Source organism: Bradyrhizobium sp. CB1015 (assembly GCF_025200925.1).
Classification (GTDB): domain Bacteria; phylum Pseudomonadota; class Alphaproteobacteria; order Rhizobiales; family Xanthobacteraceae; genus Bradyrhizobium.
The window spans coordinates 5,663,164-5,675,875 of record NZ_CP104174.1; the positions used below are offsets into that span (position 1 = coordinate 5,663,164).

Consider the following 12,712-nt stretch of genomic DNA (forward strand, 5'->3'; position numbering starts at 1 on the left):
GGACGCTTGCCTTGAGCATCGAGTTGATGGAGGCAAGTTTCAAAGACAGTGCCGCCAGGGCGGCAATCGAATTCCGAACACGCGTTCCGCCAGTCGGCCATCCACGCCGGGACAGAGCGTCGAACCCGCCACCGCAAAACGGTGCCAGGTCGCAGCCTCATGGCCGGTCGGATGACAGATGCCGGCTACGATGCGAAGATGATAGCGACCGATCGCGAGATCGAAGGCAGGTGTCGGATTTGCTTGCTATTACGGTGGGCATCATTTCGGATAACCGCAGCATAGTTCGGACAAAGTTGCTGCCATGTGGACTGTAATCCAAGAGGATCTGATCACCGTCACACGGATGCACCGCCAGTAGCGCCGTCGCGATTGATGCTGATGGCTCTTCCGAGCTCGCGGCCAGATCCCCCGCCGTGTACGCGCTTCGTTGATAATCACGCATGGGGCGATCGAGGGGATCGTTCTTCTCGATTCCTCGCGGCCCATTTAGTCGAGTCCCTGCCGCCCAAGAGCCATCGCAGGAACACCAAGGAGGGCGGCGACTTCGCGAAGACACCTGGCCAGCCCCGACCGGCAATGAGGATGGGTCGTCCGTCTAAGCGGCCTCAGTGCTGGATAGCGTAATCTGTCAAATGCGAGCCCTCGTACGCGCGCACCGGGCGCCGCTGGCCAGATACTCCGTGGCCTCGGCGAGGCCCCGCTCTCAGCTTCGGACTTCCAGCATCAGCGTGCCCTCCGGTATTCTGGCTCCTCGGTCTTCCCAGCCGGGATCAAGGTTTCAATCACCGTCCTAAGTTGCTCTCGCCGCTGCTGGAAGCTCCAACCTCCCTCCAGGACCCGGTGACGCGGTAACCGGGACCAAGCTCTGATGCGGGCCCGCAACATCGAACCTTGCCCAGCATTCTCTCCGAAGCAAAAGGCGCGCTCGAATGCGTCGCACCAGCGAATGCAGTATTCGGCCCGCCGCTCTGCTCTGATTCGCAAGCCATGGACCGACACTCAAGAGATCCAGTTGCTGTCAATGCACTCGGCTCCAATCGTTCCGCATGAACCAAATTCGGCTCATGAGCAAGACCGGTCGAACCTGTCATATGTTGAGCGCCACCGTCTACCAAAACCCAATAAATGATCGCCGACGCTAATAATTTGCGCTACCAGTCTAAAATACGAGCGGATTAAATACTATCTGATTTAATTTGGCAACTCGACTTTCATGAGATATATTCCCTTTAAATATGAATGTGCACGGCTCAATCTCACACTGGTGCCGTGTGACCGCATCGGCGCCCAGATAGGTACGGAATGCTTCAGAGCAATCTTCTACAGACCGACAGCACACGCCTCCCATTCGGGGCGCCGGCGCAATCCGATCAAATGGAGAGTGGGGGGATCGGCGATCTCATCAATTTCGGACTAGCCTTTCTCCGCCGCCGATACCTGATGATTATTGTTACCACGGTGCTCGCAACGGCGATCAGTCTGCTATACCTGAGAGTGACGCCTCCAACCTATACCGCACAGGTTCAGGTGCTGCTGGGCAATCCCCGGGCGCAGTTCGTCCAGCAACAATCGATCCTCGCCGAGCAGGCCTTCGACGGCACTCAAATTGAGACGCAGCTTCAACTCCTGAAATCAAGGGCCACCGCCGCTGCCGTGATCAATCAGCTGAAGCTAACCGATGATCCGGAGTTCAATGGATCCGGGGCATCTCTGCTGTCACTGTGGCAGCGGGTCCGAACATTGCTCTCGTCGGCCCCCAAAGAACGGCAATCCGACGCGCACGGCGGGCAATTAGAAAGCGTCATAGACACATTTCTGGATCGGCTCTCGGCAAGCCGCGTCGGATACAGCAACGTGATTGAGATCAGCTTCAATTCCAGTAGCGCCTCCCGAGCGGCGGAGATCGTCAATGCCGTGGCCAATGCCTATGTCACAGACCAACTGGAACAGAAATTTGAGGCCAATCGCAGCGCGACCAGCTGGTTGCGGGAGAGGCTGCACGATCTTGACGAGCAAGCGCTGACTGCACAACGTGCGGTCGACGCCTACAAAGCCCAGAACAATATTGTTTCCACGGATGGTAAACCTATCGGTGATCAGCAAATCACCGACCTTAACGCCCGATTGGCAGCCGCCCGCGCGCATACTTCCGAAGCTAGGGCCAAGTTAACTCGCTATGAGAATCTCCTTGGCTCTGATCCAGCGAAACTCACGTCGATTGACGGTCTGGATGCTGTCGGACCTGACGCGATGAATAGTTCGATCATCACTGCCCTGCGCCAGCAATATCTCGAGATGTCGAGGCGGGAGGCGGAATTGTCGGCCCGCGTCGGTCGCGACCATCTGGCGGTCGTCAACGTGCGGAATCGTATGCGCGAGTTTCGCGTCTCAATATTCGAGGAAGTCAAGAGACTGGCCGGAATCAGCCAAAGCGAATTCGAACTGGCCAAACAGCGCCAGCAGGAAATCGAGAAGCAATTGGCTCAGGCCGTGTCGCAGTCACGGTCGACGAATTCCGCGGAATTGACCATCAAGGACCTGGAAAGCCGCGCGAAAGGCTTACGAAGTCTCTACGAGACTTTCCTGCAGCGTTACGTGGGCTCGGCACAGCAGGAGACATTTCCCATCTCAGAGACTCGGGTGATCTTTCCCGCGTCGCCACCCCCGAGCAAAAGCAAGCCCAAGACAATTCGGGTGCTGGGATTCGGCCTAATCGGAGGCTTGGCGCTTGGCATAGCCTTGGCATTTCTTAGAGACGTCATGGACCGCGTCTTTCGCACCTCGTCACAGCTCGAAGCCGCGTTAGAGCTGCCGTGCCTGTCCCTTGTGCCGCTGCTGCAGCTCCCAAGCCCGACGAAATCAACAAATCGCGCTGCGCAAACGGTCGAGGATCTGCGACAACGGACGATCTCGAACGCGCCAGCGGTTCACCAGACAGTTGTTGGGATGCCGCTATCTCGGTTCACCGAAGCAATCCGCTCAATTAAGCTCGCCATCGACCACAATCCGGCAAAAACTTCCAATCAGGTCATCGGCATCACCTCGGCTCTGCCGAATGAAGGCAAGACGACGATTGCTGCGTCTCTTGCTCAACTGGTCGGGCACAGCGGGAAGAGAGCGATCATTGTCGATTGCGATCTCAGGAATCCGTCGCTCTCCGGCACTCTTACGCCCAAAGCGGTTGATGGGATCATAGAAGTCGCAAACGGCAACTGCTCGCTCGAGGAAACGATCTGGCGAGATCCCAAGACCAATCTTGCCTTCCTACCAGCGGTGCGGCGTAGGCCCCTGATCCACACAAGTGAGATTCTTTCCGCCGAGACCATAAGTACTTTGTTCGATCATTTGCGCGCCAACTACGATTACGTGATCGTGGATCTACCGCCATTGATCCCCTTGGTCGATGTACGAGCGTGCGCGCCGCTGATTGACTGCTTCGTTCTCGTTGTCGAGTGGGGACGGACTAAGATTGATGTGGTTCAGCACGCTCTACACACGGCGCCGGACATTCATGAGTCGTTGATAGGTGCAGTCCTTAACAAGACCGATATCAAGGCGATGGCTCGATACGATGCATACCGGAGCGACTACTATGATGATAGCCATTATATCCGTTACGGCTTTTCCGGTTCGTGAGATTACCTAGGCCACCCTTGGCCAGCTCGCTGGTTCTTCGGTGGCCGCCGCCGCCAGAGATGATGACTCCATGATTGTACGGCCCGCAATGCTGAGTCTGCTGTTGGCCCCCTCCTCATTAGCCATGGCCGCAACTCTGCAGAGGGCGGCGGTGGTATCGGTTTTGCTAGCGACAGCAACGCTGACGGCAGCCTTTTTCCTGCCGGCCATCAATATCAGCCGGCTTGGCAGGCTTTTGCGACCTTTTCTCATGATGAGCCTCGTGGCGCCGGCGCTCTGGATGGTTTTGCAGCTAGTTCCGATCCCGGTGCGCGGGTTAGGGCACTCCATTTGGACAATCGCCTCGGCCGCTTTGAATGAACCGCTCGCCGAACGGTTCACCGTTGATCTTTGCGCAACTATGCTCTCGTTCGCACAATACAATGTCATTCTGAGCACTGCCCTGATCACCGCGGTCCTCACTGTGGAAAAGCAACGTGCGGCGCAGGTCCTTTACGGCCTTGCGGGGATTACGACGCTCAGTTCCGGACTAACGATTTGGATCACATTTAACCCCTCGCATGATTCCTTACCTAGCGAGCATACCTCGGTTATCACGACAGCATCGATCGCAGCGACAATCGGGGTCCTCGTCTCTACCGCGGTGGCCATCCGGGCGTTCGATCAACTGCAGCGTCGCGGGCCGCAACCACGCTCCCAGGCCGGTCCGACGATCAGACTTTTGCTGGCCATTCTATCGCTGATCGTCTCCATGGCGGCAGTTTCAATCGGTACCGATTTCACCACCATGGTCGCTGTCCTACTCGGTGACGGGACGTTGCTGGCCGTCGTCGCTATTCGTAGATGGTTCTTCGGGCCCTGGGGCACAGCGGGTGTTCTCGCAACCATAGCAATCGTTTTCGTCGCGAGCTTCACCATTATTCCGATCAATCGAAATGCCGACCTGACGATCGCGCTGGCGACGCAGAGTCAGACCGCAACCGAACGTATGCTGCAAGACGTTGGGCCGATTGGCTCCGGGGCAGGAACGTTCAATGCGCTGCTGCCGATCTATCGAGAGATTGGCACCACCGCGACGCCGGAACGAACGACGGCCGCCGCTACCATCGCCATCGAGATGGGACGGGCGTTCCTTTGCGGGCTGCTGGTCGTAACATTGGCGGGTGCCTGCACCCTGTTCAAACGTTCCCTATCAAGAGGGTACGATTACGTATACGCAGCCCTAGGCGCCGGCACCTCAGTCGCGCTACCAATCTTGGCGTTCGCGGAAGATGGTGTCCTCAATTTTGGCGTATCGCTATTGATCGCGGTCCTCTATGGCTTGGCCTTCGGTCAAAGCCTCTCCTCGCAACAGCTTTTGGAAAACGCGAGTGCCCGACAATCGACTGGTTGGCGAGCCCATTTGGCCACAGCTCACAAGAGCTGGGCGCGCCTAGCACTGGCTTCTGTCGGTATAGTACTGATCGCCCAAGCAGCCTGGATGATCTCACAGTGGTGGTATTCCGGCGACAGCATCTCAACCATGCCAGCTACCATTTCAAGCGGAGCTGCGACCGACGAAGCGTGGAACGCGGCCTTAATGGAGCCCGCGCGCAAAGAGGCGTGGACGACGACGCAATCTTCAGCCGCAGCGCAAACTAAGTCGGATGGCGCTGAGGCTTTTGGCCGCCCATCGGCGATGAGCGCTTTCGCAAACGCGCTACATTATTCGCCACTTCGCGGTGATAACTGGCTCATGCTTGCGGCAATTTCAAAGCAGCAAAATTCAGCCGGATACAACTCAGCGGCCTTGCTCAAGATGTCATATTATACTTCACCAAACGATCTAGATTTAATTCCATTAAGGGTGTCAGTTGCTCTTAGCACGGATACTGTGACTAAGGAGCCCGAGCTTCGTGATCTGGTTAGGCGCGATCTCAAGGTTGCAATAGCGCGTCGGCCTGCTTTCAAGTCAGTTATCATAGCTGTGTACCGATCCGCATCACCCGACAGCAAGTCCCTCATCGAGGGTCTGATCTCCGAGTATGATCCGAGCTACCTTCGAGGTCCTTAGTTTGTCCCCGGAGAATAGACGGCTTCGCTGCGCCTGCGAATAGATCCGCAACGCGCCACGCCCGCGCCTATTCGAGACATCGATCTCGCGTTGCGAGTGTCCAAAAGCGAAGCATGAGAATTCAAATTTCATAGTTTATCTTAGATGATTTTTTTCTTGATAAAATTAATAGATCTATAATAAATTAAATTATACCCGAAATATCGAACCACCTCTCGCAATGAATTTTGTCAACCGAGATGTCAGAAATCGTGGCAGCCCCGTGGCTAGCCTCGGGCTAGATTTGTCGGGGACTGCGGAGCGAAAATGGCCGGTCCGATACGAGTGGATTGAATTGGTCGCGCTTTGCGCGGACGCGGCAACCATCCTGTTCGCAGGTATTTTTTCCACATTGCTCTACCAGCTCCATAACGGCGGAGCCGCCGGCGATGGGGGTAAGGTCTTGGGCTCCGCTATCCTTGCGACTGTAATCTTCGTTTCGGTATGGAAGGCAAACGGTCTGTATAGAGTGACTGAACTCCTGGCGCTGCGAAGCCAAATCCGCCGCGTGTGCATGGCTTGGGGATGGTTACTTCTTCTCGCCGGCATGATGGACACATTCAATTTTTGCCCTGACTTGTCCCAAGGGGCTGGCCCGCTCTTTGCCATACTCGGTTTGCTCGCGTTGATCGCCGAGCGGTATACTACGAGGGCATTGCTGCTCAGGTGCGTCACCGGAAGAAAGTTCGCCAGCACGAACATCGTTCTGATCAGCGATCAGCCGCTGTCCAAAAATGCAGGCCTGCCCGAAGCCCTGGCTATGCACGGTTATTCCGTCAAGCGACGGTTCAGCCTACCCCCAATTGGCTTCGGTCCTGCCGGTCGGAGGCGGCTGGGTTCCCGGGTGATCGACTACGTTCGCAACACTCGGCTCGACCACGTGGTGGTCGAAGCCAGCCCGGAACGATGGCCCGAGCTCCGGGCCTTTGTTGCCGAGTTGCGGGTATTGCCGTTCCCGATCATGTTCGTGCCGGTCGGCACAACAGCCGAATTGCTTCGACATCCTACGCGCAGCCTTGGAAGTGCCGTTTGCGTAGAATTGCAGCGCGGAGCCCTTACCCCGTTCGAGTGCGCGACTAAACGAATCGTCGATATTCTTGGCGCGGGCCTCGCTTTGGCAATAGCCGCACCGCTGCTTGCGCTTGCCGCAATCGCGATCAAGCTGGATTCTCCCGGCCCCGTGTTGTTCCGACAAAAACGCTGTGGCTTCAATGGTCGGACATTCTTGATCCGCAAATTTCGGACCATGCATGTGCTCGAGGATGGTCCCGTGATCCTTCAGGCCACCCCCGTCGACCAACGCATCACCCGCGTGGGCAGGTGGCTACGTCGGACAAGTTTCGATGAATTGCCGCAGCTGCTGAATGTGCTCGAGGGCAGCATGTCCTTGGTGGGGCCGCGCCCGCACGCCTTGGCCCACGACGGACAGTTTGACAAGCTCGTGCGAAACTACGCCTTTCGTCGCAGGGTCAGGCCAGGATTGACCGGATGGGCCCAGATCCACGGCTGCCGCGGCGCAACACCCACAGCATCCATGATCGAAGCACGTGTACAATACGACCTCTGGTATATCGATAATTGGAGTCTTCGGCTGGATCTCGCAATCCTGCTGCAAACTCCGCTGGAGGTCTTGCGAGGCCGCAACGCCTACTAGGCTCGATCCCCGCTCCGGCGCCCTGCTGGCGCAGCCTCACGCGCGCTGCCGAAGCTTCGGAGTCGCTGCCGCGATGCGAAACTCCTCGATCCGACGGCCGGATTTCATGGCCGCAACCAACCACCGCGGCCGCTTGCCACGTCCTGACCAGGTTTCGGAAGTCTGAGGATTGCGGTACTTGGGCAGCACGCGCGGATATTTGCGCCTCTGCTTGCCGGTCGGGGAGACGCCCGCTGCTTCGGCCAACACAGCCATCCCCCCGCCGAGAACCGCCAGGCGTTTCTCCAGTTCCTGCTTCTCCGCCTTGATCCGATCCGACAAGATGCCGCTAATCTCCTCGTGAAGCGACCAGAGATCATCGAGGGACATCTCTTCGAGCTCGAGCTTCTTAGTCGACATGCCGGCACCCTGTGGTTGCGCTCATTTAATATCATCCCGACTTGGTAATCAACACCCAGGTTGGGTCAGTGTAGAAAAACGTGGAACTGGACGGGCGAGTTTCGGTGCCCCACATAGCTGCGTCGCTGGTTCCAATCAAGATCAAAAAGCATTTATCCGCTGAATTTAACGGCGGCTGTAACAACGCGCCATACAACCGAGGCTCTGTTCAAGCGAGCAGTGTGTGCGCAAGAGCCCCTGCTCCGCTGCGCCCTCGACGCATATGACCGGCGCGCTAGACTGCTTTTCTCGGTTGGCAATCCTTCTAAAATCCGGCCGTCCGCCCGCCGCAATGGCGCTTATGATTGCGATTTCTACCAGCGCCAATTGTCACAGGTGGTTTCGTAACTCCGATGGATTGTTATCGGCCGCGGCCGAAGGAGGATGGACCGACTGATCGCCACTTGAAGGCGGACCAGTGGACTGGACCACTGATAATCTCCGTTGCTTCTCCTCGTGCCTTCAGCAAGATTTCCTCGCCCTTGGAATAAATGGATGAAAATAATCCTCGCTATATATATTAAATAATTATATCATTTATTTATTGTCGCGCGATTTTTGAAGTCCAAGCCTTGCTCCCTGTCCATTGTCGGGCGCGTGATTCGACGCAGCTGGGGACTGGTAGCAAGGTGCCGGTCGAACGGTGCCGAGAATACTATGCGAAGGCAGGATCTCGAAGCCATGGATTTTGAAGAACTTTGGCTCCTCCACGAGGAGCTGACAAAGATTCTGGCTGAAAAGATCACAGCCGAAAAGCGGGAATTGGAAAAGCGCCTGGCGCAACTCAATCAGACGGATCAATTAGGCGCGACGGAGGGTGGGGCGACAGCGGCTGGCTCAAGTCAGGCCCCTCGGCGTAAATACCCGAAGGTCGTTCCGAAATACTTCAACCCCCTCAAGCCCACAGAGACCTGGTCCGGGCGTGGCAAACAGCCACGCTGGTTGGTCGCAGCGCTCCAATCGGGGCACACGCTGGAGGAGTTCAGGATCCCCGAGAACGGCGAAGCGCCGAGCCGGAATGCTGGAGGTCACGAGCATTGATGGCGGCGCCCCCCGCAAATACTGTTAGGAGCGAAATGTTGGCTCCATTCGCTGCGCTCCCAGTCGATTGAAGACGTCAGCCCTGGGGATTTGCCAGGCACACCGAAGGCGCTCCTGGTTTAGACCTTCCCTGCGCGCTCGGCGAAGGCCGTCTTCAACAGGAACTGCACGGTGCCCACTCTCGGCAAGGACCACAGTCCACGTGGATGCGCGGCGGCTTGCCGGGCGCCGCGTGCCGCTTTCCGGTAATTTCCGAGATCCAGCGCCATCAATGCGAGGAAGGGAACGCGCGTAGCCGGAAACCGTGCTTGCATCGACTGTCGCATGAACTGCAGGCGAGGGATCAGTCGGGAGCGTAACGCGCGCGGAATATCGACGCCAAGCAGCTCGGCAAGAGCAATCAGCTGGGTTTCAACCGCGTTCTTCATCAATTCGCCCGAGACAAGAGCGGCAAGCTTCTCCCAATCGAGAGGTTCGGCGGAATCGTTTAAATCGCGTAATTCTACAAGATGCCGCAGGTCGAGGTCGCCGAGCCAGTACCCATAGTCTTGAAATTGATCATGGATGATCAAGGTGAGCGCCCGGTAGATTGGCTTGGGAATATGCACTCTCCCCGATCTCAACATTGCCGCGACGCAGTGGCTCAGAGCAAGTCCGGGGCCTCGGTAGAGACACATAGGGCCAGGAGCGGCCTGTTGCAGATCGATGGCTCCGACGTCGCCCGGCCGGTTCATGTCGACACACCATCGCTGGCTTCCCGGCAGCGCCTGATCATGAATTTCATAGCCAATTGCCCGTAGAGCGGCGACTCCGCGTTCGGTTTCGTTCGGCTGAACCATGATATCAAGATCACACATCAGCCGAACGCCTCGTCGCTCGGGCGGCGTCGTGCCCAGCGTCGCTGCTCCCTTGATCAATATCGGCGTAACTCCCTCGCCATTCATCGCAACGACGGCCTCCTCGAGTTGAGCGACGAGGCGATCATTTCGCAGCACGTTTCGGCGGTGGACATGGCGAACATATGTGCAGACGTCCTCCGGCAGCATCCGTTCGTATTTGTCCACAAAGTCGATGAGAGCCGGCGTCGTCAGGGTCTGATTTGCGAGCCCGATGACGGACGTCCACTCTACGTCGGCGGGCGGCATGCCCCGCAAGCAATTGCAGAGGCTCGTCAGCGCGCCGCTATGCCTTGCCATGGCACAATTCCATCAGCAGGCGCCGCGCCTCTCCGGCCTCGGAGTAGGTTAGCTGAAGCGATTGCGCGCGCGCGACCATCCGCTTTAAAGCAAAAAAGCCCGCCTGCGACAGTCTACCATCGCCCGCAAATGCGTTCTCGATGAGCCGCTTCATCGATTCCAAACGATCTAATACGGTTAGTTCGGCCGGACCGCCCGTGACCCGGTTCAAGAAGATGATCCAGCCTGCGGAGAAGCACTGGGCCTGCGCATCCGGAATGGGTACGTACCGCACCCGAACGCCGTCGGAGCGGCGATGCGTCGCGTCGTAGCGGTCGCCATGTAGTCGCGAGAGCAAGCCCCACGATCCTTCCTTGAGGGTGAGCGCAAACGGGACTCCGCAGATCGTTCCGTCGCCGCCAACCAGCGCGACGTCATCGCCGGCGTACCGAAATCCGGCGTCAACCAGCTGCAGCGTGAGGGTCGACTTCCCAGCTCCCGGATGGCCGCATAACAGCAGGCCCATGCCCTCATTCACGAGGGAAGCGGCATGAAGGGAGAACACCCAACGATTGCTTCGAATAAGCCGCTCGGTGACGTGAGCTTTGATCGTAGGGGCCAGCGCCTCGACTTCGCATCTGGAAACGCTGGAATCCTCTGCGCGCAAGAACACTTGCTCATCCAGCATCATTGCCTCGATCGCGATGTCGCCGTCGCCGCTGGCGCCCTGGTCCGAAACACAGAACGGCGAAAGCAGCCGTCGCATGAGGTCCCGATTTGCCGCCCGGACGCTTATTCTGTGTCCACCGAGTCTTGCCGAGAAGGCCCCATCGTTCGGCATCTGCCAATCGACCTTGAGCATTGCCCGATCGATCCAGGTATTTACGGCCTCTCGCGTGAACTGGCGTGCCGTGTGCTCGTCGATGCCCTGCGCTTCAAGCCCCCGATAAATGTCTCCTATAGAGGCGCCTTCCCCTAACTTACACCAGATGAATGCCCCTACTCGGTCGAGTTCAAAGATCTTCTGCCCGGCTTCGCTGAAGATCATTGATCGCCCATCAAGCAGTGCGAATACTGCATCCGGAGCCGGTCTCAACACGATCTCTGCCCACGATCTTTCCAGCACGGCTTCCACCAATACGAATACAAATATGAACCCTTCCGCCTCGCCTTTGCTGGCAAGAGCCTCCGGGATGGTCGCGATACCCGACGAGCGGATGGCGGCCGCCTGCGACATTCATTAGCCCGGCCCGTGGCGCTGCGGTTTCCGCCGAACACACGCCACCCCGTCCGGCTCGTTTCGACATGTCCATCCGGCCGGTTATGCCGCGAGCTGACCGTCCTTGTCCCCGTCTTGAGGAGAAACGCTCAACCCCTGCTTTCCAAGGAGGCTCGCTCTGGCGATCGACCGATGAGCATCCAATAGGTACCGATAAGCTTCGCGATCGGCACTCCGTTCTCTCAGAATGCGCTCCTTCTCGCCAATGCTCACCAATTCCGCGCGCATCTCAGCCAACTGCAGCGTCTCCGAGGTGAGGTTGTGCTCACTAAGAATTAATTCCCACATCGTCTCCTCCAGCCGAAGAAACTTAGACGAGTTTAGCTTACGTGATCGGCAGCAATTAACAACGAAATTTACGGATTTTAACTATAATAAACATTTGTTTCACAATTGAACCTCGGGCGACCATTCAGCACCAACGCGCAGACGCCTCACGCGCGAACCGCCCTGGGAATGAGGGACCCCTAGGAAAAAGGACTGACGTTTTTCGGCGACGCATCGCATCGCGCAAAAAAATAGACCAGCCGAGAGTCGCAAAGCAGACCGACAACGCCACTTTTAATTTGCACATTAAATAAAAAACGAGAATAGTTAACGAACTGCACCGTGGGGAGTGACACCAGTGATCCGGTTGGCTGATCTGTCCGTCGAGGGAAAATTGATGGTTTCGTTGCAGGGGGAACGTTCCGCACGGAGTCGCGGGTATTTCGACACCACGGTCATTAGACGCCCAGATGCTTCCGGTTGAGGCCGGACACCATTCAGTGTTGCGGCGAAAGCCGGCAGTATCCCAAGAATTCGCCAAGCAGGAATCCGGTCGGTTGGAGAAGCGTCGTCACGAGCAAGCTGCCCTTTGCTCGAACAACGACCCCAGGTGCGATGCCCCCCAAGTCACCCGCACCGACGAGAGCGCACTCCAGCCGACCGGCCCTTTTACTCGACAAAACAAATAGATGTTTCAGGGAGGCTCGTATGGGCATGATCATGGTCAAGTGTCCGCAATCCGGCCGCGCGATTCCGACCGGCATCAAATCCGATCGTGAGACTTTCCTGCGAAGCATCGTGTTTTTCGGCAATACTCTTTGTCCCGACTGTCGGGCCAATCACAACTGGTTTGCCCGCGAGGCCTGGGTCGAGGAGCCGATGGTCAGAACAGTAGCGGCCGCTCGTACGGCGCCAACGTGCTGATGCAAAATGACGCGCGCTTCGGAGAGTGTATCCAAATTCCCCTTCCGATAGCGCGTTGCTGCTGCAACGCATTGCAACCCCTGAGAATATTTTCGCGCATTGTCGCAAAACGAACCGACGCCTCCGGCGGCCATCGGTTAGACGTCGTTGGCACGTCGCCACAAATCCGAGCTTCCGTCACGAATTCGGCAAAGGCCTGTTTG

9 protein-coding genes are annotated in these 12,712 nt (G+C 57.4%); 5 read left to right on the forward strand and 4 right to left on the reverse strand.

Features of this window, described 5'->3' with window-relative positions; translation table 11 throughout:
- Positions 1 to 1,305: 1,305 nt before the first annotated feature.
- The 3 genes from N2604_RS26380 (at position 1,306) to N2604_RS26390 (ending at position 7,385) form a co-directional block, all read left to right on the forward strand.
- Positions 1,306 to 3,639, forward strand: coding sequence for a Wzz/FepE/Etk N-terminal domain-containing protein (locus tag N2604_RS26380; protein WP_260371060.1), 2,334 nt, complete (start codon positions 1,306 to 1,308; stop codon positions 3,637 to 3,639).
- A 40-nt stretch (positions 3,640 to 3,679) separates the two neighbouring features.
- Positions 3,680 to 5,692 carry a hypothetical protein gene (locus N2604_RS26385; RefSeq protein ID WP_260371061.1) on the forward strand — a complete coding sequence of 671 codons (2,013 nt, stop codon included), beginning with the start codon at positions 3,680 to 3,682 and terminating at the stop codon, positions 5,690 to 5,692.
- A 220-nt stretch (positions 5,693 to 5,912) separates the two neighbouring features.
- Positions 5,913 to 7,385, forward strand: a complete 1,473-nt coding sequence (locus N2604_RS26390) for an exopolysaccharide biosynthesis polyprenyl glycosylphosphotransferase (protein ID WP_260371062.1) — start codon at positions 5,913 to 5,915, stop codon at positions 7,383 to 7,385.
- Positions 7,386 to 7,421: 36 nt separating this feature from the next.
- Here the strand turns inward: N2604_RS26390 and N2604_RS26395 are convergent, their stop codons facing one another.
- The gene (locus tag N2604_RS26395; protein ID WP_260371063.1) at positions 7,422 to 7,784 is read right to left on the reverse strand and encodes an H-NS histone family protein; all 363 of its coding nucleotides are present in this window, start codon (positions 7,782 to 7,784) and stop codon (positions 7,422 to 7,424) included.
- Between the two features lie 696 nt (positions 7,785 to 8,480).
- Here N2604_RS26395 and N2604_RS26400 point away from each other — a divergent pair.
- The gene (locus tag N2604_RS26400) at positions 8,481 to 8,864 is read left to right on the forward strand and encodes an H-NS histone family protein (RefSeq protein ID WP_260371064.1); all 384 of its coding nucleotides are present in this window, start codon (positions 8,481 to 8,483) and stop codon (positions 8,862 to 8,864) included.
- 119 nt (positions 8,865 to 8,983) lie between these two features.
- Here the strand turns inward: N2604_RS26400 and N2604_RS26405 are convergent, their stop codons facing one another.
- The 3 genes from N2604_RS26405 to N2604_RS26415 all read right to left on the reverse strand — a co-directional run bounded on the left by N2604_RS26405 (position 8,984) and on the right by N2604_RS26415 (position 11,606).
- Positions 8,984 to 10,060: a nucleotidyltransferase family protein gene (locus N2604_RS26405; RefSeq protein ID WP_260371065.1), complete on the reverse strand. Its 1,077-nt coding sequence runs from the start codon at positions 10,058 to 10,060 to the stop codon at positions 8,984 to 8,986.
- A complete protein-coding gene (locus tag N2604_RS26410; protein WP_260371066.1) occupies positions 10,047 to 11,276 on the reverse strand; it encodes a serine/threonine protein kinase in 1,230 nt (409 codons plus the stop codon). The genes N2604_RS26405 and N2604_RS26410 overlap by 14 nt, the downstream gene beginning before the upstream one ends.
- A gap of 84 nt (positions 11,277 to 11,360) precedes the next feature.
- Complete coding sequence (locus N2604_RS26415; RefSeq protein ID WP_260371067.1) at positions 11,361 to 11,606, reverse strand: hypothetical protein; 246 nt, start codon at positions 11,604 to 11,606, stop codon at positions 11,361 to 11,363.
- 687 nt (positions 11,607 to 12,293) lie between these two features.
- Here N2604_RS26415 and N2604_RS26420 point away from each other — a divergent pair.
- Entirely contained in the window at positions 12,294 to 12,509 is a 216-nt protein-coding gene (locus N2604_RS26420) for a hypothetical protein (RefSeq protein ID WP_260371068.1), read from the forward strand.
- Positions 12,510 to 12,712 lie beyond the last annotated feature (203 nt).

Coding starts and splice junctions, on each gene's coding strand:
- N2604_RS26390 (WP_260371062.1), top strand. CDS start 5,913: ATGAATTTTGTCAACCGAGATGTCAGAAATCGTGGCAGCCCCGTGGCT.
- N2604_RS26400 (WP_260371064.1), top strand. CDS start 8,481: ATGCGAAGGCAGGATCTCGAAGCCATGGATTTTGAAGAACTTTGGCTC.
- N2604_RS26410 (WP_260371066.1), bottom strand. CDS start 11,276: ATGTCGCAGGCGGCCGCCATCCGCTCGTCGGGTATCGCGACCATCCCG.
- N2604_RS26405 (WP_260371065.1), bottom strand. CDS start 10,060: ATGGCAAGGCATAGCGGCGCGCTGACGAGCCTCTGCAATTGCTTGCGG.
- N2604_RS26380 (WP_260371060.1), top strand. CDS start 1,306: ATGCTTCAGAGCAATCTTCTACAGACCGACAGCACACGCCTCCCATTC.
- N2604_RS26420 (WP_260371068.1), top strand. CDS start 12,294: ATGGGCATGATCATGGTCAAGTGTCCGCAATCCGGCCGCGCGATTCCG.
- N2604_RS26395 (WP_260371063.1), bottom strand. CDS start 7,784: ATGTCGACTAAGAAGCTCGAGCTCGAAGAGATGTCCCTCGATGATCTC.
- N2604_RS26415 (WP_260371067.1), bottom strand. CDS start 11,606: ATGTGGGAATTAATTCTTAGTGAGCACAACCTCACCTCGGAGACGCTG.